The sequence below is a fragment of the Acidovorax sp. Root217 genome (assembly GCF_001428645.1).
GTDB lineage: Bacteria > Pseudomonadota > Gammaproteobacteria > Burkholderiales > Burkholderiaceae_C > Acidovorax.
Window position 1 is genome coordinate 284,591 of the sequence record NZ_LMIH01000016.1, and the last position, 22,185, is coordinate 306,775.

Consider the following 22,185-nt stretch of genomic DNA (forward strand, 5'->3'; position numbering starts at 1 on the left):
ACCCGTTCAGTTGCCGTCAGGCCCTTCGGGTGCAAACACCTGGCCAGCCACCATGTCCCATTCGGCGATCTGCTCGTTGGCGGCGATCAGCCGGCCCACCAGCAGCTTGATGAAGGCCTTGTCGAAGCGCGACTGCAGGTCTTCGGACGCCTCGCGCAGCGCGGGGTTGCGGATCTTGAGCACCAGCACCTCGGTCTCGGCCACGGCGGTGGCGGTGCGCTGGCGGTTGTCGGGGCGCAGGTAGGTCATCTCGCCCAGGGTCACGCCCGCACCCAGGGTGCTCAATGTCCAGCCCTGGCGGCTCACGGTCACCTGGCCTTCGATGAGGATGCAGAACGAGTCGCCGGGCTGCCCTTCGCGCATGAGCACGGTGCCCTGCTCCAGCCGGCGCCAGTTGCCCAGGCGCATCAGCTCCCACAGCGCCACGTCGTGAAAATCGGCAAAGAAGGGCAGCTCGCGCAGGCGGCCAAAGCGCTCGGCCTCGGTGTCCTGCGAGCGCTGGCGCGGCAGGTCGCGGTGGGCGTCAAGCAGCGCCTGGGCAAAGTCGCCCCAGGTGGCAAAGCGGTCGGCCGGCTTCTTGGCCATGGCGCGCAGCAGCACCGCGTCCACATGCCCAGGCAGCGAGGCGCGCAGCAGGCTCGGGGGCGTGGGTTCTTCGTGGCTGATCTTGTACAGCGTGGCGAAGTCGGTCTCGCCGTCGAACGGGCGGCGGCCCGTGAGCAACTCATACACCACGATGGCCAGCGAGAACATGTCGCTGTGGTGCGTGAGGTCTTCCTCGCGCACCTGCTCGGGCGACATGTAGGACGGCGAGCCCACCATGCCCGAGAGCTGCGTGGCATCGCTGCGCAGCGACAGCGCGGCGCCGAAGTCGGTGAGCTTGACGTCGCCGTTGGCGGCCAGCATCAGGTTGGCGGGCTTGATGTCGCGGTGTACCAGGCCTTCGCGATAGGCGTATTCGAGCGCATTGCAGCACTTGAAGGCGATGTCCAGCACCTGGGGCACGGGCAGCAGCGCATCGGCCCGGGCATGGGCCGCCAGGGGCTGGCCGTCCACGTATTCGAGCACCAGGTAGGGCTGGGCGGCGTCCTCGTCGGCGTCGAGCAAGCGCACGATGTGGGGATGCTTGAGCCGGCCGGACATGGCCGCCTCGTTGCGCAGCAGGCGGCGGTAGCGCTCGGCCTGGTCGGGCTGGGCCAGCAGGTGGGCATGCATCTGCTTGATGGCCACGCGCTTGCCGCGGAACCCGTCGAGCCCCAGGTACACGATGCCGCTGGCACCGCGCCCGAGCTCGCGCTCGATGCGGTACTTGCCGATGGTGGCGGGAATGGTGGTGGGGGTAGCGGTCATGGGCATCCGGGTGGCGATGGCCTCATTGTGGCAAAACCAGCGGCCCGCAACCACGCCCCGGGCTCTAAGGCGGGCATTTCGCACGCAAGCGACTGCCATGTGTGCGGGGCTGTGCCACCTGCACTGTTCCGTTGTGGAACAACGGGTGTGCCATGGCACACCGGCATGGCGCGCCAGCCGCTGCCGGCACACGCCCGCCGATGGGGGCGCAAGCCGCATGGGCATTGGGTTGGTGCGCCTTCGCCGACCACCGCACCCTGCCCCGCGTGCCGCTGGCACGGGCATTGCGCTCTGCAGGGGTACAGGCTCCGGCAACGGCGCCTGGCACATCCCAACCACCGCAGGAGACAAGCACATGAACATGGCAGAAATCGCGAGCCTCGGCATCGCCAACCCCTACAAGAAGCAGTACGGCAACTACATCGGCGGCCAGTGGGTGGCCCCCATCGACGGGCAGTATTTCGAGAACAGCTCGCCCATCAACGGCCAGGTGTTCACGGCCATCCCGCGCTCGAACGACAAGGACATCAACGCCGCACTCGACGCCGCGCACAAGGCCAAGACCGCCTGGGGCAAGACCTCGACCACGGACCGCGCCAACATCCTGCTGAAAATCGCCGACCGCATGGAGGCCAACCTGCTGACCATTGCCGTGGCCGAGACCATCGACAACGGCAAGCCGCTGCGCGAGACCATGGCCGCCGACATTCCGCTGGCCATCGACCACTTCCGCTACTTTGCGGGCTGCATCCGTGCGCAGGAAGGCGGCATCAGCGAGATCGACCACGACACCATGGCCTACCACTTCCACGAGCCGCTGGGCGTGGTGGGGCAGATCATCCCCTGGAACTTCCCGATCCTGATGGCGGTGTGGAAGCTGGCCCCGGCCCTGGCCGCCGGCAACTGCGTGGTGCTGAAGCCTGCGGAGCAGACGCCCGCCTCCATCCTGGTGCTGCTGGAGATCGTTGGCGACCTGCTGCCGCCCGGCGTGCTCAACGTGGTCAACGGCTTCGGCCTGGAAGCCGGCAAGCCGCTGGCCAGCAGCCCGCGCATCGCCAAGATCGCCTTCACGGGCGAGACGACGACGGGCCGACTGATCATGCAGTACGCCAGCCAGAACATCATCCCCGTGACGCTGGAGCTGGGCGGCAAGAGCCCCAATGTGTTCTTTGAGGACGTGATGGACGCCGACGACGGCTTCTTCGACAAAGCGCTCGAAGGCTTTGCGATGTTCGCGCTGAACCAGGGCGAGGTCTGCACCTGCCCGAGCCGCGCACTGATCCAGGAATCGATCTACGAGCGCTTCATGGAGCGCGCATTGAAGCGCGTGGCCGCCATCAAGCAGGGCCACCCGCTCGACAAAACCACCATGATCGGCGCGCAGGCCTCGCAGGAGCAGCTCGAAAAGATCCTCTCCTACCTGGACCTGGGCAAGCAGGAAGGCGCGCAGTGCCTGATCGGCGGCGAGCGCAACCACCTCGCAGGCGACCTGGCCGGCGGCTACTACATAAAGCCCACGGTGTTCAAGGGCCACAACAAGATGCGCATCTTCCAGGAGGAGATCTTCGGCCCCGTGCTGTCGGTCACCACCTTCAAGACCGAGGAAGAGGCGCTGGAGATCGCCAACGACACGCTGTATGGCCTGGGCGCCGGGGTGTGGAGCCGCGACGGCAGCCGCGCCTTCCGCATGGGCCGGGGCATCCAGGCCGGGCGCGTGTGGACCAACTGCTACCACCAGTACCCGGCCCACGCGGCCTTCGGCGGCTACAAGCAGTCGGGCATCGGCCGCGAGAACCACAAGATGATGCTGGACCACTACCAGCAGACCAAGAACCTGCTGGTGAGCTACACGCAGGCGCCCCTGGGCTTTTTTTGAACCCGCGCAGCATGGCCCACGAGGCACCCCGGCAAGGCCATGGCACGGACCCACCGGTCCGCGTCACGGCCACGCCTGCGGCCCTGGAACTGATCGCACGGCTGCATGCGCAGCACGGCCCGCTGATGTTCCACCAGTCGGGCGGTTGCTGCGATGGCAGCGCGCCCATGTGCTTTGCACGCGGCGAGTTCATGACCGGCGATTCCGACGTGCTGCTCGGGTATGTGGCTGGCGAGCCCTTCTACATGAGCCGACCGCAGTTCGCCGTGTGGGAACACACCCAGCTGACCATCGACGTGGTGCCCGGCGGGGGCGGCATGTTCTCGCTGGAGCGGCCCACGGGCCTGCGCTTTCTGATCCGCTCGCGGCTGTTCAGCGAAGCCGAATCGGAGCTGCTGAAACTCCACCCGGTGGCCTGACACGAAGCCCGCCTGGGGCACAAAGCATCTCAGGCGGGCTTCATTCAGTGCCCTGGCCATGCCTTCAAGGTCCACCGGCGGTATGCTCGCGCAAAGACCTACCGAAGGAGACCCTGTGACCGCACATGCCACCACGTTCCGCGGGCTGCACGCCAATGGCACCCTGCTGCGCCTGCCCAACGCCTGGGACGCTGCCAGCGCCAGGCTCTTCGAGAGCCTGGGGGCCACGGCCATCGCCACGACCAGCGCGGGCGTGGCCTGGTCGCAGGGGTACCCTGACGGCTACGCCATGCCTGTGGACGTGGTGCTGGCGTATGCCAAGAACCTGGTGCGGGTGCTGCAGGTGCCGCTGTCCGTGGACATGGAAGACGGCTATTCGGACGACCCTGCACAGGTCGCGGACCTTGCCGCGCGCCTGGCCGAGGTGGGCGTGGCCGGCATCAACCTGGAAGACGGGCGCAAGCCCGCTGAGCTACTCGCACGCAAGGCCGAGGCGATCCGGGAGCGGCTGGCCAAAAACGGGCTGGACCTGTTCGTCAACGCGCGCACGGATGTCGTGCTGGCGCGGCTGGTGGATGAAGGCAGCCAGGTCGACGAAGCGATCGCGCGCGGCAACCTGTACCGCAGCGCGGGCGTGGATGGCCTGTTCGTGCCCGGGCTGGCCGATGCCGCGCAGATCCAGGCCGTCGTGGCCGGTGTCGACCTGCCGCTGAACCTGATGGCCTGGGGCGGCCTGGCCAACGCCACGCAACTGCAGGCCCTGGGGGTGAAGCGGCTCAGCGCGGGCTCCGGCATTCCGCAGGTGCTGTGGGGCCATGCGGCGAAGCTGGCGACGGACTTTCTGCAAGGGGGTGAGTCGGACAAGCTGCAGGGGCAGATCCCCTACGGGCAGATGCAGAACCTGTTCAACTGACCCCGAAAGGCCCGCGCCGCCGCGAAGCCGCGCGCTTCAGCCCGCCGCCTGGGCGCGCAGGTGCCGGTACACCGTATTGCGCGACACGCCCAGCGCACGCGCCACGGCTGAGACATTGCCGCCCTGCGCGGCCAGGGCCTGCGCGATGACGGCCGCAGTGATGGCCTGCAGAGGCAGCGCGGCGGTTGCGGGTGCGGCTGCGAGCGCTGCAACCTCTTCGCATTCCTCCAGAAAATCCTCGGGCAGGTGTTCGCGCCGGATGGCGGTATCGCCCTCGGCCATCAGCGCCGCCGTGCGCAGCACGTTGGTCAGCTGGCGCAGGTTGCCGGGCCAGGCGCAGCGCGCGAACAGGTCCATGACCTCGGGGCACAAGGGCAGCGGCGGCGCAGCGGACTCGGTGCCCGATTGCAGCACGCGCTGCACGATGGCTGCCAGGTCGCTGCGCTCGCGCAGCGCGGGCAGGCGCACCACCAGGCCGTTCAAGCGGTAGTACAGGTCCTGGCGAAAGCTGCCCTCGGCCATCATCGCGCGCAGGTTGCGGTGGGTGGCGCAGACTACCTGGATATCCACCTCGACCTGGCGCGTGCCGCCCAGGGGCGCCACGCTGCGCTCCTGCAGCACGCGCAGCAGGCGGGCCTGCAAGGCCAGCGGCATGTCTCCGATCTCGTCGAGGAACAGCGTGCCACCATGGGCCTGCACGATCTTGCCAGGGCTGCCCTTGCGCCGCGCGCCGGTGAAGGCGCCCTCCTCGTAGCCGAACAGCTCGGACTCGATCAGTGACTCGGGGATGGACGCGCAGTTGACCGCCACGAACGGCGCCTGTCGGCGCGGCCCGTCGTGGTGGATGGCCCGCGCCAGCAGTTCCTTGCCGGTGCCGGTCTCACCCAGGATCAAGGTGGCGATGTCGCGGCCCAGCAACTTGGTGACACGGTCAATGGCCTGGGCCAGCGCGGGGTCGCCGGTGTTGAGGTAGCGCAGGCCCGAGAGCCCTGTCGAACGGGCAGGCCGCACCTGGATAGGGGCCCGGGCTGGCTCGGCTGCGCCGCCGGACCACAGGCGCTCGGCCTGCGGCCGGACCTCGGGCCGGGCCATCACCGCCACGCCACCGGGCAGGCGCAGTGTGAGCAGCGCGCCAGGTGCCCTGCGGCCATGGTCGAGCACGCTCGCCATGTCCACCCCAAACAGCGAGGCAAAGGTATGGGCCTGCAGCGCACTGTGCGACAGGCCCAGCTGGAACTGCCCGCTGCGGTTGGCCGAGAGAAAGCGCCCGTCGGTTCTGAAGGCCGCGAGCCCCTCCACCAGCGTGCCCAAAAACTCGGGCCGCGCATGGAAGTGCAGGCGCACAGCGTCCGCGTGGACCTGGTTCCAGAGGTGGTTTTCCACCATCTGGGCGGACATGCGCACCAGCGCCATGGTGTGCTTGCTCTGGCTGCGGTGGTCGCCGCTCACATCCAGCGCACCGAGCGCCCTGCCCTGCGGGTCGAGGATGGGCACGCACGAGCAGGTGAGGAACTGGTTGGCCCGCAGGTAGTGCTGGCCGGCATGCACCTGCACGCCCTGGCCCAGGGCCAGCGCGGTGCCGATGGCATTGGTGCCCTTGCGCTCCTCGGTCCACACGCCGCCGGGGCGCAGGGCCACGCGGTCGGCGCGGGCCACGAAATCGTCATCGCCCAGGGCATGCAGGATCACGCCCTCGGGATCGGTGAGCAGCACCATGCTGTGGGTGCCGGCGATCTGGTGGTAGAGCGTCTCCATCACCGGCAGCGCATGATCGGCCAGCAACTGGTTGCGCTGCAGCGTGCACCGCAGGTCCGCTCCAGCCAGGGGCATAACGTCCATCACGTCCTGCTCGCGCAGCCCGTAGGCGGCCGAGCGGGCATGGGCGTGGGGTATCAGGTCGCGCGGTGCCGCCATGGCGGCTTGCTCCAGGTGCATGGTTGTCTCCTTGCGGCCGTGGCAGTTTGCACTGCCCGGCATTTCAGGAAACCTTAGCATGCCGGCCTTACGCCAGCTTGCACCGGCAGGCTGCCATCGGGGGCATTTAGGCGAGGGCCTGTTCGAAGTCCGCCAGCAGGTCTTCGATCTCCTCCAAACCCACGGACAGGCGGATCATGCCGTCGCCAATGCCCATGTTGGCGCGCACGGCGGGGCCCGCCTCCCAGAAGATGGTGTGCGCCACGGGGATGATCAGCGTGCGCGTGTCGGCCAGGCCCGTGGCCTTGATCGGCAGTTGCAAGCGGTTGCAAAAAGACAGGCATTGGTCGGCATCGCGCAACTCGAAGGCCAGCAGCCACGAGCCGGCCTTGAAGTGCTTGCGCGCGATCGCATGCTGCGGGTGCGATTCGAGCATCGGGTAGTGCACCCGGGCGATGGCGGGGTGCTTTTCCAGCCACTGGGCCAGTTGCAGCGCGGTGGCGCTGGTGCGGTCCATGCGCAGGGCCAGGGTCTCGGCCCCCAGCGCCAGTTGGTGTGCAGCCTGGGATGAGAGCATGCCGCCCATGTCGCGCAGGCCCTTCTTGCGCACCTGCTGCAGGCCCCAGCCCTTGGCGTCGCCCTTGCGGTAGGGGGCGAAGATGTTGGGGTAGCTGCTCCAGTCGAACAGGCCGGTGTCGGTGACCGCGCCGCCCAGGGCATCGCCCAGGCCGCCGATGCTCTTGGTCAGCGAGTTGATCACCAGCCCTGCACCCACGGTGACGGGGCGGAACAGGTAGGGCGACGCCACGGTGTTGTCCACCACGTAGAGCAGGCCGCGCTCTTTGCACAGGGTGCCGATGGCTTCGAGGTCGGGGATCTGCGTGCCAGGGTTGGCAATGGTCTCCACGAACACCATGCGCGTATTGGGGCGCACGGCGGCGGCCACCTGGGCGGCGTTGGTCACGTCCACCGTGGTCACTTCGATGCCCAGGTCGGCCAGGGTGCCGAACACGCTGTTGGTGTTGCCGAAGACGAACTTACTGGCCAGCAGGTGGTCGCCCGCCTTGAGCAAGGTGAGGAACACCGCGCAGACGGCCGCCATGCCGGTGGCAAACACGATGGAGCCCTGGCCGCGCTCCATCTGCGTGACCTTGGCCTCCAGCGCCGCCGTGGTGGGCGTGCCCTGGCGGGCATAGTTGAAACCGCCCTTGATCGTGCCCTGGAACACGCCAATCAGGTCTTCCACCTTCTCGTAGCCGTATTGCACCGAGGTGTGGATGGGTTGGTGCACCGCACCGTACTCAGTGCCGGCCAAGCGGTCGGCATGCACGATCTCGGTGGTGAACTGGCGGGTGGGCTTGTCGTTGCTGCTGCTGCTCATGGGAATTCGGGCCTGCTCTGCAGGCGTGAAAAAAGGAAGGTTCTCAGCGCTCGGGCGCGATGTGTTCGGCGTAATCGTACAAGGCGCCCAGGATGTCCTGGGTGCGGTCGTCGTCGGCAGTCTCCGAGAGATTGTCGATCTCGGTGAACAACTGCTCCACCGTGCGGGCACCACCCGCCCCGTCGAACAGGCAGGCGGCGCGGTGCGCCTCCCAGCGCTCCTGCTCCTCGGGCGAGAGGGTGGCGGGGAAGTTGCGTGCACGGTAGCGCCACAGCAACTCCTTCAAGCGCGGGTCGTCGAACGAGGGGCGGGTGCGCGCCAGCTTCTCGCCGCCCATGGCGCGCATGTCGTTGAGCTGGCGGCGGTCGCCATTGCCCACGAAGCCGCCGTACAGGTCCTGGTCCACGTCGGGCGTGGGCTCCTCGGGCCGGGCGAACACCTGCGGCCAGATGCCGCTCATGTCGGGCAGCACGCGCGCGATCTCGGCATGCTGGGCGGCCTGGGGCAGGTCCATGTTCCAGTGCCTGGCGCGCTCGGCCGTAAGCGTGTTCACGTTGCCCACCACCATGGGCGACTTGTTGAGGTGGATGGTCTTGATGGGCAGGCGCGTCACGCCCTCGGGCAGGTCGGCCGCGCGCGAGAACATGCGCAGGCGGATCTCCTCCACGCCCATGCTGGCCAGCGGCGTCGGGTCGTGCGCCAGGTCCCAGGCGATCAGCTCGTTCTTGTTGGTGGGGTGGCTGGCCAGCGGCCACATCACGGCCAGGCAGCCGCGCTCGACCGGGAACATGCCGGACACATGCAGGAAAGGCCTGGCCGTGATGGCCGTGGCCGGCAGGCGCAGCTCGGCGGCCACGCGGTCCTTCTTGTGCAGGCTGAGCGCGAAGTCGAACAGCTTGGTGTTGTGCTGGCGGATAAGGCGCGCCAGGGCGATGGTGGCGCGCACGTCCGACAGGGCATCGTGCGCGGCCTCGTGCAGCAGGCCGTTGGCCTTGGACAGGTGCTCGAGCTTGAAGCTCGGCGCGCCGTCTTCCTTTTTGGGCCAGGTGATGCCGTCGGGGCGCAGGGCGTAGGTCATGCGTACCACGTCCAGCAGGTCCCAGCGGCCGCACTGGTTCTGCCACTCGCGCGCATAGGGGTCGATCAGGTTGCGCCAGAACATGAAGCGCGTGATCTCGTCGTCGAAGCGGATGGTGTTGTAGCCCACGCCGATGGTGCCGGGGCGGGCCAGTTCGGCCTCGATGCGGGCGGCAAAGGCGTGCTCGGGCATGCCCTGCTCCAGGCACTGCTGGGGCGTGATGCCGGTGATGAGGCACGAGACCGGGTCGGGCAGGTAGTCGTTGGCCGGCTGGCAGAAGATGTTCAGCGGCTCGCCGATCTCGTTGAGGTCGGCATCGGTGCGGATGGCGGCGAACTGCGCGGGCCGGTCGCGCCGCGTGTTGGCGCCGAAGGTTTCGTAGTCGTGCCAGAGAAAGGTATGCATGGAATGAAATTGCTACGGTCAGAAACACCGGAACCCGCAAGTATGCCGGGCACGGGACAATGGGGAATGCCCATTTCGCTTGCCCCCCATTTTGCCCGCCGCTTTTTGCATGCGGCACCCCGCCCTGCCCTGACTGCCTTGGCCATGGCCTGCGCCCTCGCCTTGTCGGGCTGCGCTACACCACCCGCCCCCACCGCGCCTGCCGCAGCACCGGCGCCGCGCCCCGTGGCGGCACCCGTTGCAGCCCCCGCCCCGATCACCAGCCCCGCCCCCCAGGACGCCGAGCAGGCCAGCTTTGCCGCCTGGATCGCCGGCTTCTCGCGCGAGGCCCTGGCCGCGGGCATTCGGCCGGCCACCGTGCAGCAGGTGCTGGCCCATGCCACGCTGCAGCCGCGCGTGATCGAGCTCGACCGCGCCCAGCCCGAATTCAACCGCACGCCCTGGGCCTACCTCGACAGCGCCGTGTCGGCCCAGCGCATCGCCCAGGGCCAGGCCAAGCGGGCCGAGCACCAGGCGGCCATCGACGCCGCAGCCACGCGCTATGGCGTGCCCTCCTCCATCATCACCGCCATCTGGGGCATGGAGAGCAACTACGGCAGCAACTTCGGCACGTTCCGTGCCGTCGATGCGCTGGCCACGCTCGCTTTCGAAGGCCGCCGCGCGGCCTGGGCGCGCAGCGAGCTGCTGGCGGCCCTGCGCATCCTGGACCAGGGCGACATCAGCGACGAGCGCATGGTGGGCTCCTGGGCCGGCGCCATGGGCAACACGCAGTTCCTGCCCTCGGTCTTTCTGGCCTATGCGGTCGATGCCGATGGCGATGGCCACCGCGACATCTGGGGCAGCATCCCCGATGTGGCGGCCTCCACCGCCAACTTCCTCGCGCGCATGGGCTGGCAGGCCGGCCAGCCCTGGGGCGTGGAGGTGCGGCTGCCGCAGGGATTCGACTACGCGCGCGCCGAGCAGACCGTGCGCCAGACGGCAGCCCAGTGGGCTGCCGAAGGCGTGCAGTCCGTGGATGGGCAACCGCTGCCCGCGCTGGAGGCCGCCTCCATCGCCACGCCGGCCGGCGCACGCGGCCCGGCCTTTCTGGTGGGGCCGAACTTCCGCGCCATCCTGCGCTACAACAACTCGGTGAGCTATGCGATGGCCGTGGGCCTGCTGGCGCGCCAGATCGACGGCGGCAGCGGCGTGGCCACCGCCTGGCCGCGCGACCTCGCGCCGCTGTCGCGCAGCCAGGTGCAGCAGTTGCAGACCCTGCTCAACCAGCGCGGCTTCAACGCCGGCACGCCCGACGGTGTGATGGGCCCGGCCACGCGCGCCGGGCTGCGCCAGTACCAGCAAAGCCTTGGTGCGGTGGCCGATGGCTACCCGACTGCCGAGCTGCTGCAGCGCCTGGCCACGCCCTGACCGAAGCAGCGGCCGTCAACAACCGCAGACACAACCGCATACAATCGCGCCCTGTTGGTGCTCGCAGTCCTTTTCTGGAATGCAGTTCAACGGGAAGCAGGAGGGCTTGGCAACAAGCCTGACCTGCGCTGCCCCCGCAACGGTCGGTGGAAGAGCCTTTCGGCTCGGCATCCCTCTTGAAGCCACTGGACGTACAACGTCTGGGAAGGCAAGGGACGCTTTTTCCACCCAGCCCGGATACCGGCCAACGAAGTGGCTTGCAGGCCTGCCTGCATACCGTTCAGTCCAGACCCGGCGGGGATGCCGGGGAGGACGCCCCTGTATCCGTTGCCCCATGAATCCCCACTTTTGCCGCCCCTCGGCCGGGCATGCGCCCGCGCGCTTCCATTTCTCGTGCCTCTACGGTGCCGTTCTCACACTGGCCGCTGCCACTGGCGCACAGGCCCAAACCGCCACACTGGCCCCGGTCACCGTGCAGTCCGGTGCCTTCATCGAAACACCCCAGACGCTGACCACGCCCACCAGCACCGGCAGCCGGCTGGGCCTCACGGCGCTGGAAACGCCGGCCTCGATCGAGGTGCTGGAGGGCGAGACCATCCGCCAGCGCGGCGACCAGTCGATTGCCGACGCCGCCTCGCGCGCCACCGGCATCACGCAGACGGCCTCGGCGGCGGGCGGCGCCCTGGTGGCGCGCGGCTTTGCGGGCAATACCTCGGTGATGCGCCTGTACGACGGCACACGCCAGTACGTGTCGGGCGGCACCGTCACCTTCCCGTTCGACCCCTGGCAGGCCGAGCGCGTGGAGGTGCTGCGCGGCCCCGCCTCGATCATGTATGGCGAGGGTGCCATCGGCGGCGCCATCAACACCGTGCCCAAGAAGCCCACGCGCGGCGCCATTTCCAACGAGGTGCGCCTGGCCTACGGCTCGCAGGACACAGTGCGCACGGCATTCGGCAGCGGCGGCGCCATCAACGAGCAGTGGTCGTACCGGGTGGACCTGTCGCACAACCGCTCGGACGGCGATGTGGAGCGCAGCGGCTCCAAGTCGCTGGTGGCCGCAGGCGCTTTGCGCTTCGATGCCACGCCCGACCTGCGCTTGACGCTGTCGCACGACTACGGCAACCAGGAGCCCGCGCCCTACTTCGGCATTCCGCTGGTCAACGGCCGCATCGACCCGGCACTGCGCAAGGCCAATTTCAACGTGGCCGATGCGTACCTCAAGTTCCGCGACCAGTGGACGCGCCTGGACACGGAGTGGACGCCCTCCTCGGCCCTTACCCTGCGCAACTCGCTGTACCGCATCGCCTCGGACCGCCACTGGAACAATGCCGAGGGCTATGCCTACGTGCCGGCCACGCGGCGCATCACGCGTTCGAGCTTCATCGGTATCGACTACACGCTGGACCAGGTGGGCAACCGTTTCGACGCCACGCTCAAGCAGCCCATCGCCGGCCTGCCCAATACCCTCACGGTGGGCTTCGACGTGAACCGGCTCGAATACGCCAAGACGCGGGGTGACGGCGCGGCCGCGCAGTCGCTCGACCCCTACCAGTTCGTGCCCGGCAACTTCCCCACCACGGGCGTGATTGTGGGCGAGCTGTTCAAGGCGCAGACCGACACGCGCGCGCTGTTCGTCGAAGACCAGTTGCAGCTGACCAAGCAGCTCTCGCTGGTCACGGGCCTGCGCTGGGATTCGATCTCTTACGGCAAGCAGGACGGGAAGCGCATCGACCCCGATGTGAACAAAAGCTTCAACCACCTGTCGGGCCGCATCGGCGCGGTCTATGCCGTCACACCGGTCACGTCCGTCTACGCGCAGTACTCCACCGCGGCCGACCCGCTGGGCGGCGTGGTCAACACCTCGGCGCAGCAGAGCCAGTTCGACCTGGCCACGGGCAGGCAGGCCGAAATCGGCTGGAAACAGCTGTTCGACGAGCGCAAGGGCGAATTCACGCTGGCCGCCTACTGGATCGAGAAGAAGAAGCTCCTGATCCGCGACGCGGTGGACCCCAACCTCTTCCAGCAGGTGGGTGCCCAGTCCTCGCGCGGCGTCGAGGCCTCGCTGTCCTATGCGCCGGTATCCACCATGCGGCTGGACCTCAACGCCGCCGTGCTCGACGCCAAATTCGATGACTTCAACGAAGTGGTCAGCGGCCGCGTGGTCTCGCGCAACGGCAACACCCCGCCCGGCGTGCCCGAGCGCACGGCCAATGCCTGGGCGACCTGGGCCTTCCTGCCCGCGTGGGAGGCGGGCCTGGGCCTGCGCTACGTGGGCGCACGCAAGGTGGACAACGCCAACAGCAGCAGCGCGGCCTCTTTCACCGTGGCCGACGCCAGCCTGCGCTGGGCCGTGCGCCCGGGCACGGTGCTGGCGCTGCATGTCTACAACCTCACGGACCGCATCTACGCGCAGACGCTGTACAGCGGCAACAACCAGTGGATCCTCGGCCGCCCGCGCTCGGCGGAGCTGTCGGCCCATGTGCGCTTCTGATTGCGCAGCGTGAGCCCCGCGCTGCACGCCCTGTGGCGCCCGCTGCGGCGGGCGCTGTACTTCACCCACCGCTGGCTGGGCATCGCTGGCTGCATCCTGTTCGTGCTGTGGTTCGTGTCGGGGCTGGTGATGCTGCATGTGCGCTTTCCTGCGCTCACGCCGCAGGAGCGCATCGATGGCCTGCCGGTGCTGGACCTCGCGCAGGTGACGGTCACACCGGCCGAGGCGCTGGCGCAGCTCCAGCTGGCGGCACTCCGCAGGATGGCGCTGGAGCAGAGCCTGGATGCGCCCGTATGGCGCGTCATCGACGTCAAGGGCAACCACCACGTGGCTTCTGCATCGGCCACGCCGCTAAGCGCGGTCACGCCCGAACGCGCCGAGGCCATTGCACGCGGATTCGCCCGCTCGGCGACGGCGCGCTACCTGGAGACCAGCGTCGATGACCAGTGGACCCTGCCCAATGCCAACAGTTTCGACAAGGCGCGGCCGCTGCACCGCGTCGCCATCGACGACGGCGCAGGCACGGAACTCTACGTGTCGCAGAAGACGGGCGAGGTGGTTCGCGACACCAGCGCCTTCGAGCGCCGCTGGACACTGTTCGGCACGCTGCTGCACTACTACACCTACGCCCCCATCCGCCGGCATGCAGACTTCTGGCGGCAACTGGTGCTGTGGACCTCGGGCCTGGCCATGGTGTCGGCCGGCACCGGGCTCATCGTGGGCGTGCTGCGCGTGCGCCTGCGCCGCCGCTACCGGGGCGATTCGGCCACGCCCTACCGGGGCTTTCTGGCCTGGCACCATGTGCTGGGCCTCATCGGCGGCATCGCCATCCTGACCTGGGTGTTCAGCGGCTGGTTCTCGATGGGTCCCAACCGCTGGCTCTCGCACAGTACGCCGGGCAACGCGGCGGCGAAGTTCGGACAGGCCGGGCCGGAGTTCACGCACGGGCTGCCAGGCCTGCACACGCTGGCCAGCGCCCCATCGCCCGCCAAGGCGGTTGAGGCCGCCTGGTATGGCGGCCGCCCGGTGTGGGTGGTGTCGGACGCCGCCGGCGGGCGCCGCAGCGTGGATGCCGCCACCGGACTGGCTGTGGCGGTCGTGCCCGAGGACCTGGCGAGGGCCACCGCGGCAAGCTACCCAGGCATCGCCGCGGACACCCCGGCGCTGCTGACCGAGCCCGACCGCTACTGGTATGCGCGCCACGTGCCGCCCGTGCTGCCGGTGTGGCGGATCGTGCTGCACGACGACGCGGCCACCTGGCTGCATGTGGACGCTGCCACAGGGCAGTTGCTGTCCACCAGCACCTCAGACAGCCGGCTGCGCCGCTGGCTCTTCAACGGGCTGCACAGCCTGGATTTTCCGCTGTTCCTCAAGACGCCAGCCTGGTACCTGGCGATCTGGGTGCTGTCGCTCGCGGGCCTCGTCGTGTCGGTCACCGGCGTGGTGATTGGCTGGCGCCGGCTGGCGAAATGACCGCCCGCCGGGTGTTCAGCGCGCCTTGGCCTGTGTGGCCTGTATGAGCCCCACTTCGCGGGCCACATAGGCGTACTGGCGGCCATGGATGTCGGCCACGGCCCACGCGCTGGCCTTCACCTGCCTGGCGGCGGTGCATTTGGAGACCCGAGGGTCGGGGCCGGAGCTTGCCGTCACGGCCTGCATGAGCGTGGACACATGCGGCTGCTTGGCCTTCTCAAGTGCCCAGTAGCCTGCGGAGCTGTAGGCCTTGCGCAGCATCTCGGCCTGCTGCTCCTGCGACCAGCCGCGTGTGGCCCCGCTGGCCTTGAGCTGGGATTCGAGGCGCGCCCGGTTGCGCAGGGGCCCGTCGCCCACGGTCTTGAGCGCGGCATCGATCTCGGCCTGTGCGGCGGTGAACCGGACACCCGAAGTGCATTCGGTCGGGTTCGCCTGCGCGGCCCATGCCAGGGTGGATCCCAGCAGCAGCATCAGCGATGCGGTGAATCGGGTCAGTGCCATGGTATCGGTGCCTCGGCGAAAGAAGGGGCCGCGCGGGAGCGGTCGAATCGCCCAATGTAGCGCGCGCTCCACGGCGCGCCAAGGGCCATGGGCTGCGACGGCCGTGCACCGCGCCTCGATGATGCGCAAACCAGACACTGATGCCAACGCCCTGGGCAGTGGGGGCTTGTGCAGGCCGGCCCGGCACTGCGGCCGACCAGGCCGTAACATGCCGCCCATGCCCCTGCTCGACCCCGCCCTGATCCGCGACTGGCACGCCCATGTCTACTTCGATGCCGAGAGCCGCGACGCGGCCTGGGCACTGCGCGAGACCATCGCGCGCGAACTGGCGGGCCGGGTGGAGATCGGCCGTTTCCACGAGCGCCCCGTGGGCCCTCACCCGGTGTGGAGCTACCAGCTCGCCTTCGGCACGGCCGACTTTTCGCACGTTATCGGCTGGCTGGCGCTCAACCACGGCACGCTGGACGTGTTCGCCCACCCCAACACCGGTGACGGCCTGCGCGACCACCGCGATTGCGCACTCTGGCTGGGGCACTCGCACACGCTGAACCTGGCGGGCTTTACGGGTTGAGCGAGCCAGGGCCATGAAAAAAGCCCACCGGACGGTGGGCTTCGTTGGCTGCGGCACCGGCGAGGTACCGTATTCAGATTGCTTAGCGCTCCAGTGCCAGGGACACGCCCATGCCACCACCGATGCACAGCGCGGCCACGCCCTTCTTGGCGTCGCGGCGCTGCATCTCGTGCAGCAGGGTCACCAGGATGCGGCAGCCCGACGCACCGATGGGGTGGCCGATGGCAATGGCGCCACCGTTGACGTTGACCTTGGCGGGGTCGATCTCCAGCTCCTTGTTCACGGCGCAGGCCTGGGCGGCGAAGGCTTCGTTAAGCTCGAACAGGTCCACGTCGGCGGCGTTCCAGCCGGCGCGCTGCAAGGCCTTGCGCGTGGCCGACACCGGGCCCATGCCCATGGTGGCGGGGTCCAGGCCGGTGGTGCCGAAGGAGGCGATGCGCGCCAGGGGCTTGAGGCCCAGGGCGGCAGCCTTCTTGGCGCTCATCACCACCACGGCAGCAGCGCCATCGTTCAGGCCCGAGGCATTGCCCGCCGTCACGCTGCCGGCCTTGTCGAAGGCGGGGCGCAGGCCGGCCAGGGCCTCGGCATTGGTCTTGCGGTTGAGGTATTCGTCGGTGTTGAAGAAGATCGGGTCGCCCTTCTTCTGCGCCAGGGCCACGTCCACGATCTCGTAGGCGAACTTGCCGGCGTCCTGCGCGGCGGCGGCCTTGAGCTGGCTGTTCAGGGCCAATGCGTCCTGCTGCTCGCGGGTGATACCGTACTGCTTGGCCACGTTCTCGGCCGTGATGCCCATGTGGTACTGGTTGTACACGTCCCACAGGCCGTCAACGATCATGGTATCGACCAGCTTCCAGTCGCCCATGCGCTGGCCGTCGCGCGAGCCGGGCAGCACATGGGGTGCCAGGCTCATGCTTTCCTGGCCACCGGCCACCACGATCTCGCTGTCGCCCCAGGCCACGGCCTGGGCGGCCAGCATCACGGCCTTGAGGCCCGAGCCGCAGACGGCGTTGATGGTGAGCGCAGGCGTCTCCTGCGCCACGCCGGCCTTCATGGAGGCCTGGCGCGCAGGGTTCTGGCCCACGCCGGCCGCCAGCACCTGGCCCATGATGACTTCACCCACCTGGCCGGCAGCCAGGCCCGCGCGCGCGAGGGCTTCGCGGATGACGATGGAGCCCAGCTCGGTGGCGGGTACCTTTGCCAGTGCGCCGCCAAACTTGCCCACCGCCGTGCGGGTGGCCGAAACGATGACGATGTCTTCCATGGAATGTCCTTCTTTCTGGGGGTGGATACGGGCCCATCGGCGGAACAACGGGCCCTGTGCTTTCGGATCTTGCGGTGAATTCTCTCAGGTCTGCAGGCTCAGGCTTTTTGCTTCACATAGCGGCCGGGGGCCGGCTCGATGGCCTTGAACTTGGGGGCCTTGCCATAGCCCTTGGGCGCGGCGATCTGCTTGCCCGCATGGCCCTTGAGCCAGCCGGACCAGTCGGTCCACCAACTGCCGGGGTGTTCGGCCGCGCCCTGCAACCATTGGTCGAGCGTGGCGGGGAACTTGCCGTCGGCGCGGATCCAGTGGCTGCGCTTGCCCTTGGCAGGCGGGTTGATCACGCCGGCGATGTGGCCCGAGGCCCCCATCACGAAGCGCTTCTTGCCCGGCAGCACCTGGGTCGAGGCATAGGCCGCCGTGGCGGGCACGATGTGGTCTTCGCGCGAGCCGTAGATGTAGGTGGGCAGCGTGAGCTGGCCCAGGTCCATCTTCTCGCCGCAGACGGTGAGCTTGCCCGGTTGCACCAGGCTGTTTTCGAGGTAGAAATTGCGCAGGTACCAGGCATAGAACGGCCCGGGCAGGTTGGTGCTGTCGCTGTTCCAGTACAACAAGTCGAACGGCGGCGGCGTTTCGCCCTTGAGGTAGTTGCCCACCACGTAGTTCCAGACCAGGTCGTTGGGGCGCAAAAAGCTGAAGGTCGAGGCCAGGTCCTGGCCCTTCATCATGCCGCCGTTGCCCATCTCCATCTCGCGGTACTTGACGAAGGCCTCGTCGATGAAGACGTCGAGGATGCCGGTGTCGGTGAAGTCGATCAGCGTGGTCAGGAAGGTGGCGCTGGCCACGGGCTCGTCGCCGCGCGCGGCCAGCACGGCCAGCGCGTTGGAGAGGATGGTGCCGCCCACGCAGAAGCCCAGGGCGTTGATCTGATCGGCGCCGGTGATGTTCTGCACCACGTCGATGGCCGCCATGGCGCCGTCTTCGACGTAGTTGTCCCAGGTCTTTTTCGCCAGGGCGTCGTCGGGGTTGCGCCAGCTCACCACGAAGGTGCGGTGGCCCTCGCTCACCGCATAGCGGATCAGCGAGTTCTCGGGCTGCAGGTCGAGAATGTAGAACTTGTTGATGCACGGCGGCACCAGCAGGAAGGGGCGCTCGTAGACCTTGGCGGTCAGCGGCTTGTACTCGAGCAGCTGGAACAGCTCGTTCTCGAACACCACGGCGCCCTCGGTGGTGGCCACGTTGCGCCCCACCTCGAACAGGCTCTCATCGGTCATCGAGACATGGCCCTGCTTCAGGTCGTGCAGCAGGTTCTGCATGCCCTTGGCAATGCTTTCGCCTTTGGTTTCGATGGCTTTTTTCTGCGCCTCGGCGTTGAAGGCCAGGAAGTTGCTGGGCGCCATGGCCGCCATCCACTGCTCCACACCGAAGCGGATGCGCGCGCGCGTCTTCTCGTCGGCCTCGACAGCGTCGGCCAGGCCCATCAAGGTACGGGCGTTGAGCAGGTAGGCGGCGGCAGAGAAGGCCGCCACCGGGTTGGCGGCCCAGCCTTCGCCGGCAAAGCGCTTGTCCTTGACCTCGGGTTTGCCCTGCAGGCCCTGGGCCCACAATGCCTTGGCCTCCTCCAGGTATTGCTGCTGCAGGGCCTGCAGCTTGGCAGGCGACAATTGCACGGGCGCGGGAGTGGCCGCACCTGGTGCTGCCAGGTCGATTTTCTGGAAGGATTGGACGGCCTGCGCCCAGCCTTGACCGAAAATCTGCTGGAATTGCTGGGCGCTCTGGTCCCAGATCGATTCTTCTGAACTCATCCCGTCTCCTCTGATGGTGTTCGGCTGCACCGGCACCTTGCCTTCATTGTTGCCCACCCCGCGAGGGCTGGCAACCTGCAACCGCGTTGATCGCGCCAAGAACCCGTAAACACGTTTTCAACACAATGTACCTGATCGTCATCGCCTGGCTCTACGTCACCCTCATGATGGCCGTGGCGGAAGCCACCAACACCACCGGCACGGTGCTGGGGGCCATCGTCACCTTCGTGCTGTACGGGCTGCTGCCCATGGGGATCGTGGTCTACATCATGGGCACGCCCTCGCGCAAACGGGCCATCAAACAGCGCGAGCAGGCAGAGCAGGCCGCCTGGGATGCCGAGCAGGCGGCACTGCGGGCCGCGCAGGCCGACTCAGCCGCGCCAGATGCAGGCGGCGAAACGCCCGCTGCCGCCGAGGACGGCGGTGTCGCGCCGGTGCGAAAAGAACCGTGAGGCATTGCGCACCGTGCACCAGGGTGCCGTGCCATCGTTGCCGTAAACCGCGTTGAGTCCCAGGGCCGCCAGGCGCAGCCGGGCCAGGCCTGCCAGATCGGCGAGGAACTTGCCCCCGGGCTGGGGCACGAAACAGGCATCGGCGGCGGCATCATGGCCGCAGAACGCCGCGCGCACCTCGGCCCCCACCTCGAAAGCCGTGGGCCCGATGCAGGGCCCCAGCCAGGCAATGACCTCGGCAGCAGGCGCGCCCTGGGCCGCCAGATGCTGCACCGTGGATTCGAGCACCCCCTGCCCTTGAGCCCCGGCCAGGCCGCGCCAGCCGGCGTGGGCGGCGGCCACCACGCTGCCCGCGCGATGGGCCAACAGCACCGGCAGGCAGTCTGCCACCATGATGGTGCACACGGCACCGGCCGCCGTGGCCAGGCAGGCATCGGCCGCCGTCGCATCGGGCGTGGTACGGTCGATCACGGCGACATCGGTGCCATGCACCTGGTTCAGGAAGACGGCGCGTGCCCCGGCGGTACGGGCCTGCAGCACGGACTGCAGCACCTGGCGGTTGGCCTGCACAGCGGCCACATCGTCCCCGACATGGGCGCCCAGGTTCAGGTGGTCATACGGGGCCGCGCTCACGCCGCCAGCGCGTGTGGTGCACAGCGCATGCACGCCGGACGGCGCAGGCCAGTCGGGTACCAGCCAGTCGGCCGGCAGGGAAGCATCCATGGGAAGCAATCAGGCGCCGGAAGTGCCTGCAGGGTCCTGGTGTTGGTAGACGACCTTGGTCAGCAGGGTCATCAGGACTGCGCGCTCTTCGGCATTCAGGGGGCCCATCAGGCGCTCCTGCACACGCTGGGCAGCATCGCGCATCTGCAGTGCGGCGGTTTCGCCCTCGGGGGTGATCCACAGCAGCTTGCGGCGCCGGTCGCGGGTGTCGGCCTCGCGGCGCACCCAGCCGCGCTTTTCGAGCCGGCCGATGACCGAGCCCGAGGTGGCGGCATCGAAGGCCACGCGCGAGGCCAGCGTCACCTGGTCCTCGCCCGGCTGGGCCAGCAGCTCGTGCAGGATGGCAAACTGCACCGGGGTCACGTCGAACCCGGCCGTCTCTTCCATGAAAAGCGCCACAGTCCGCTGGTGCGCGCGGCGCACCAGGTGGCCCGGCGTGTTTTGGAAATCGAAGCTCTTTGCCATGGGCGCGAGTGTAGCGCCCCACCCCCAGCAACTGCGGCGCGGGCGTGGCACACTGGCAACAGGCTCGCCTTGTACGCGATCGCCCACGGGCGCACGTGCATAGGCAGACTCCCCAACACCCTTGAAAGGCAGACATGAGCTATGTGTTTTCCCCCGCGCCGGTGGCCAGCGTCCCCGTGGTGGGCAGCGGCGACCGCTTTCCCGTGCACCGCATCTACTGCGTGGGCCGCAACTACGAAGAGCATGCGAAGGAAATGGGCTTCACCGGCCGTGAGCCGCCGTTCTTCTTCATGAAGCCGGCCGACGCCATCGTCGTCGTCGATGCCGGCCAGACCGGCGAGTTGCCCTACCCCAGCCTCACCGCCAACCTGCACCACGAGATCGAACTGGTGGTGGCCATCGGCAAGGGCGGCAAGGACATCAAGGCCGCCGACGCGTTCTCGCACATCTACGGCTACGCCACGGGCCTGGACATGACGCGCCGCGACCTGCAGAACGACATGAAGAAGCAGGGCCGCCCCTGGTGCATCGGCAAGGGCTTCGATGCCAGCGCCCCCATCGGCCCCATCACGCCTGCGGCCCAGGCCGGCGACGTGGCCAAGGCCGGCATCTGGCTGCAGGTCAACGGCACCGACAAGCAGCGCAGCACGGTGGCCCAGCTGATCTGGAACATCGCCGAGACCATCGAGCACCTGTCGGCCGCCTGGGAGCTGCAGCCCGGCGACCTGATCTACACGGGCACGCCCGAAGGCGTGGGCGCCGTGGTGCGCGGCGACACGCTCGAAGGCGGTGTGGACGGCCTCACGGGGATCAAGCTCAAGGTGGTGTAATCCCCATCGCCATCGCCCGCCGCAGGCTCGTCCTGGTGGGCGTTACACTATCATTTTCATAGCTGCAGGCGCCAGTTACGGCAGGCAGCCCCACGCTTTTACCCGCATGACCTTCCGCAGCCCGATCCGACACTGCCGCGCCTGTGGCACCGCCGTGGTGTACCGCCTGCCCGACGATGGCGACACCAAGCAGCGCGCCGTGTGCCCGGCCTGCCACACGGTGCACTACGAGAACCCGCTCAATGTGGTGGGCACGGTGCCCGTGCTGGCCGATGGCCGCGTACTGCTGTGCAAGCGCAACATCGAGCCGCGTTGGGGCAAGTGGACGCTGCCTGCGGGCTTCATGGAGCTGGAGGAGACCACTTCGCAAGGCGCCGCGCGCGAGACCGACGAGGAGGCCGGCGCGCAGATAGAGATGGGCCCGCTGTTCAGCCTGCTCAACGTGCGCCGCGTCGGCCAGGTGCATTTCTTCTACCGCGCCACGCTGCTCAGCGAGGTGTTCGACCCCGGCCACGAGACCATCGAGGCACGCCTGTTCACCGAGGCCGAAATTCCGTGGGAAGAGATCGCCTTCCGCACGGTGAAGGAAACGCTGGAGTGCTATTTCGCCGACCGCAAGGCGGGCGCTTTTGGGCTGCACTGCATCGATATCGAGTGACCCGTGAGAGGTCTGCCATGCACAGCGCCCCGCCCGACAATCTGCCCACGTACCGCCTGCTCACCGGCCCCGACGACGCGGCCTTCTGCCGACGCGTGAGCGAGGCCCTGGCGCTGGGCTATGAGCTGTATGGCTCACCGGCCGCGACCTTCAATGGCGAGCGCGTGATTGTGGCGCAAGCCATCCTCTGGCCCGGCACCAAGCCCCAATAG

At 68.3% G+C, this 22,185-nt stretch carries 20 protein-coding genes and 1 riboswitch; of the genes, 11 read left to right on the forward strand and 9 right to left on the reverse strand.

The features are described from left to right. Positions 1-6: 6 nt before the first annotated feature. Positions 7-1,350 carry a protein kinase gene (locus tag ASE31_RS18170; RefSeq protein WP_057203279.1) on the reverse strand — a complete coding sequence of 448 codons (1,344 nt, stop codon included), beginning with the start codon at positions 1,348-1,350 and terminating at the stop codon, positions 7-9. A 355-nt stretch (positions 1,351-1,705) separates the two neighbouring features. Here ASE31_RS18170 and adh point away from each other — a divergent pair, with 355 nt between their 5' ends. The 3 genes from adh (at position 1,706) to ASE31_RS18185 (ending at position 4,558) form a co-directional block, all read left to right on the forward strand. Further along, positions 1,706-3,226 carry an aldehyde dehydrogenase gene (adh, locus tag ASE31_RS18175; RefSeq protein ID WP_057203211.1) on the forward strand — a complete coding sequence of 507 codons (1,521 nt, stop codon included), beginning with the start codon at positions 1,706-1,708 and terminating at the stop codon, positions 3,224-3,226. A gap of 11 nt (positions 3,227-3,237) precedes the next feature. Continuing rightward, entirely contained in the window at positions 3,238-3,645 is a 408-nt protein-coding gene (locus ASE31_RS18180; protein ID WP_057203280.1) for a DUF779 domain-containing protein, read from the forward strand. 115 nt (positions 3,646-3,760) lie between these two features. Next, positions 3,761-4,558, forward strand: coding sequence for an isocitrate lyase/phosphoenolpyruvate mutase family protein (locus tag ASE31_RS18185; RefSeq protein ID WP_082604230.1), 798 nt, complete (start codon positions 3,761-3,763; stop codon positions 4,556-4,558). Between the two features lie 36 nt (positions 4,559-4,594). Here the strand turns inward: ASE31_RS18185 and ASE31_RS18190 are convergent, their stop codons facing one another. The 3 genes from ASE31_RS18190 to sbcB all read right to left on the reverse strand — a co-directional run bounded on the left by ASE31_RS18190 (position 4,595) and on the right by sbcB (position 9,336). After that, on the reverse strand, positions 4,595-6,493 hold the full coding sequence (locus ASE31_RS18190; RefSeq protein WP_057203213.1) for a sigma-54-dependent Fis family transcriptional regulator: 1,899 nt from the start codon (positions 6,491-6,493) through the stop codon (positions 4,595-4,597). Between the two features lie 106 nt (positions 6,494-6,599). Then, entirely contained in the window at positions 6,600-7,853 is a 1,254-nt protein-coding gene (locus ASE31_RS18195; RefSeq protein ID WP_057203214.1) for a cystathionine gamma-synthase family protein, read from the reverse strand. Positions 7,854-7,896: 43 nt separating this feature from the next. Then, positions 7,897-9,336: an exodeoxyribonuclease I gene (gene sbcB / locus ASE31_RS18200; protein ID WP_057203215.1), complete on the reverse strand. Its 1,440-nt coding sequence runs from the start codon at positions 9,334-9,336 to the stop codon at positions 7,897-7,899. Positions 9,337-9,480: 144 nt separating this feature from the next. Between sbcB and ASE31_RS18205 the strand changes: the two genes are divergently transcribed. The 3 genes from ASE31_RS18205 (at position 9,481) to ASE31_RS18215 (ending at position 14,707) form a co-directional block, all read left to right on the forward strand. Beyond that, the gene (locus tag ASE31_RS18205; RefSeq protein ID WP_057203281.1) at positions 9,481-10,743 is read left to right on the forward strand and encodes a lytic murein transglycosylase; all 1,263 of its coding nucleotides are present in this window, start codon (positions 9,481-9,483) and stop codon (positions 10,741-10,743) included. 38 nt (positions 10,744-10,781) lie between these two features. Then, positions 10,782-11,007, forward strand: a riboswitch (cobalamin riboswitch). A 70-nt stretch (positions 11,008-11,077) separates the two neighbouring features. Continuing rightward, entirely contained in the window at positions 11,078-13,234 is a 2,157-nt protein-coding gene (locus ASE31_RS18210) for a TonB-dependent siderophore receptor (RefSeq protein WP_057203216.1), read from the forward strand. 9 nt (positions 13,235-13,243) lie between these two features. After that, positions 13,244-14,707 (forward strand): PepSY-associated TM helix domain-containing protein, encoded by a 1,464-nt coding sequence (locus ASE31_RS18215; protein WP_057203217.1) that lies wholly within the window; start codon positions 13,244-13,246, stop codon positions 14,705-14,707. A 15-nt stretch (positions 14,708-14,722) separates the two neighbouring features. Here the strand turns inward: ASE31_RS18215 and ASE31_RS18220 are convergent, their stop codons facing one another. Beyond that, complete coding sequence (locus ASE31_RS18220) at positions 14,723-15,208, reverse strand: hypothetical protein (RefSeq protein WP_057203218.1); 486 nt, start codon at positions 15,206-15,208, stop codon at positions 14,723-14,725. A gap of 217 nt (positions 15,209-15,425) precedes the next feature. Between ASE31_RS18220 and ASE31_RS18225 the strand changes: the two genes are divergently transcribed. Continuing rightward, positions 15,426-15,779 carry a DOPA 4,5-dioxygenase family protein gene (locus ASE31_RS18225; protein ID WP_057203219.1) on the forward strand — a complete coding sequence of 118 codons (354 nt, stop codon included), beginning with the start codon at positions 15,426-15,428 and terminating at the stop codon, positions 15,777-15,779. 82 nt (positions 15,780-15,861) lie between these two features. Here ASE31_RS18225 and ASE31_RS18230 read toward each other — a convergent pair whose 3' ends face one another. Both ASE31_RS18230 and ASE31_RS18235 read right to left on the reverse strand, forming a co-directional pair. Then, positions 15,862-17,040, reverse strand: a complete 1,179-nt coding sequence (locus ASE31_RS18230; protein ID WP_057203220.1) for an acetyl-CoA C-acetyltransferase — start codon at positions 17,038-17,040, stop codon at positions 15,862-15,864. Between the two features lie 98 nt (positions 17,041-17,138). Next, positions 17,139-18,845: an alpha/beta hydrolase gene (locus ASE31_RS18235; RefSeq protein ID WP_057203221.1), complete on the reverse strand. Its 1,707-nt coding sequence runs from the start codon at positions 18,843-18,845 to the stop codon at positions 17,139-17,141. A gap of 125 nt (positions 18,846-18,970) precedes the next feature. Here ASE31_RS18235 and ASE31_RS18240 point away from each other — a divergent pair, with 125 nt between their 5' ends. Further along, the gene (locus ASE31_RS18240; RefSeq protein WP_057203222.1) at positions 18,971-19,297 is read left to right on the forward strand and encodes a hypothetical protein; all 327 of its coding nucleotides are present in this window, start codon (positions 18,971-18,973) and stop codon (positions 19,295-19,297) included. Here the strand turns inward: ASE31_RS18240 and pgeF are convergent. Next, positions 19,217-20,020: a peptidoglycan editing factor PgeF gene (gene pgeF, locus ASE31_RS18245; RefSeq protein ID WP_057203223.1), complete on the reverse strand. Its 804-nt coding sequence runs from the start codon at positions 20,018-20,020 to the stop codon at positions 19,217-19,219. The two genes, ASE31_RS18240 and pgeF, sit on opposite strands and share 81 nt — an antisense overlap. 9 nt (positions 20,021-20,029) lie before the next feature. Further along, the gene (locus ASE31_RS18250) at positions 20,030-20,485 is read right to left on the reverse strand and encodes a MarR family winged helix-turn-helix transcriptional regulator (protein ID WP_057203224.1); all 456 of its coding nucleotides are present in this window, start codon (positions 20,483-20,485) and stop codon (positions 20,030-20,032) included. 134 nt (positions 20,486-20,619) lie between these two features. Between ASE31_RS18250 and ASE31_RS18255 the strand changes: the two genes are divergently transcribed. The 3 genes from ASE31_RS18255 to ASE31_RS18265 all read left to right on the forward strand — a co-directional run bounded on the left by ASE31_RS18255 (position 20,620) and on the right by ASE31_RS18265 (position 22,185). Next, a complete protein-coding gene (locus ASE31_RS18255; protein WP_057203225.1) occupies positions 20,620-21,315 on the forward strand; it encodes a fumarylacetoacetate hydrolase family protein in 696 nt (231 codons plus the stop codon). 106 nt (positions 21,316-21,421) lie between these two features. Beyond that, entirely contained in the window at positions 21,422-21,973 is a 552-nt protein-coding gene (locus ASE31_RS18260) for an NUDIX hydrolase (RefSeq protein WP_057203226.1), read from the forward strand. Positions 21,974-21,990: 17 nt separating this feature from the next. Next, positions 21,991-22,185, forward strand: a complete 195-nt coding sequence (locus ASE31_RS18265) for a DUF1737 domain-containing protein (RefSeq protein WP_057203227.1) — start codon at positions 21,991-21,993, stop codon at positions 22,183-22,185.

Coding starts and splice junctions, on each gene's coding strand:
- ASE31_RS18170 (WP_057203279.1), bottom strand. CDS start 1,350: ATGACCGCTACCCCCACCACCATTCCCGCCACCATCGGCAAGTACCGC.
- adh (WP_057203211.1), top strand. CDS start 1,706: ATGAACATGGCAGAAATCGCGAGCCTCGGCATCGCCAACCCCTACAAG.
- ASE31_RS18180 (WP_057203280.1), top strand. CDS start 3,238: ATGGCCCACGAGGCACCCCGGCAAGGCCATGGCACGGACCCACCGGTC.
- ASE31_RS18190 (WP_057203213.1), bottom strand. CDS start 6,493: ATGCACCTGGAGCAAGCCGCCATGGCGGCACCGCGCGACCTGATACCC.
- ASE31_RS18195 (WP_057203214.1), bottom strand. CDS start 7,853: ATGAGCAGCAGCAGCAACGACAAGCCCACCCGCCAGTTCACCACCGAG.
- sbcB (WP_057203215.1), bottom strand. CDS start 9,336: ATGCATACCTTTCTCTGGCACGACTACGAAACCTTCGGCGCCAACACG.
- ASE31_RS18205 (WP_057203281.1), top strand. CDS start 9,481: ATGGCCTGCGCCCTCGCCTTGTCGGGCTGCGCTACACCACCCGCCCCC.
- ASE31_RS18210 (WP_057203216.1), top strand. CDS start 11,078: ATGAATCCCCACTTTTGCCGCCCCTCGGCCGGGCATGCGCCCGCGCGC.
- ASE31_RS18220 (WP_057203218.1), bottom strand. CDS start 15,208: ATGGCACTGACCCGATTCACCGCATCGCTGATGCTGCTGCTGGGATCC.
- ASE31_RS18225 (WP_057203219.1), top strand. CDS start 15,426: ATGCCCCTGCTCGACCCCGCCCTGATCCGCGACTGGCACGCCCATGTC.
- ASE31_RS18230 (WP_057203220.1), bottom strand. CDS start 17,040: ATGGAAGACATCGTCATCGTTTCGGCCACCCGCACGGCGGTGGGCAAG.
- ASE31_RS18235 (WP_057203221.1), bottom strand. CDS start 18,845: ATGAGTTCAGAAGAATCGATCTGGGACCAGAGCGCCCAGCAATTCCAG.
- ASE31_RS18240 (WP_057203222.1), top strand. CDS start 18,971: ATGTACCTGATCGTCATCGCCTGGCTCTACGTCACCCTCATGATGGCC.
- pgeF (WP_057203223.1), bottom strand. CDS start 20,020: ATGGATGCTTCCCTGCCGGCCGACTGGCTGGTACCCGACTGGCCTGCG.
- ASE31_RS18250 (WP_057203224.1), bottom strand. CDS start 20,485: ATGGCAAAGAGCTTCGATTTCCAAAACACGCCGGGCCACCTGGTGCGC.
- ASE31_RS18255 (WP_057203225.1), top strand. CDS start 20,620: ATGAGCTATGTGTTTTCCCCCGCGCCGGTGGCCAGCGTCCCCGTGGTG.
- ASE31_RS18260 (WP_057203226.1), top strand. CDS start 21,422: ATGACCTTCCGCAGCCCGATCCGACACTGCCGCGCCTGTGGCACCGCC.
- ASE31_RS18265 (WP_057203227.1), top strand. CDS start 21,991: ATGCACAGCGCCCCGCCCGACAATCTGCCCACGTACCGCCTGCTCACC.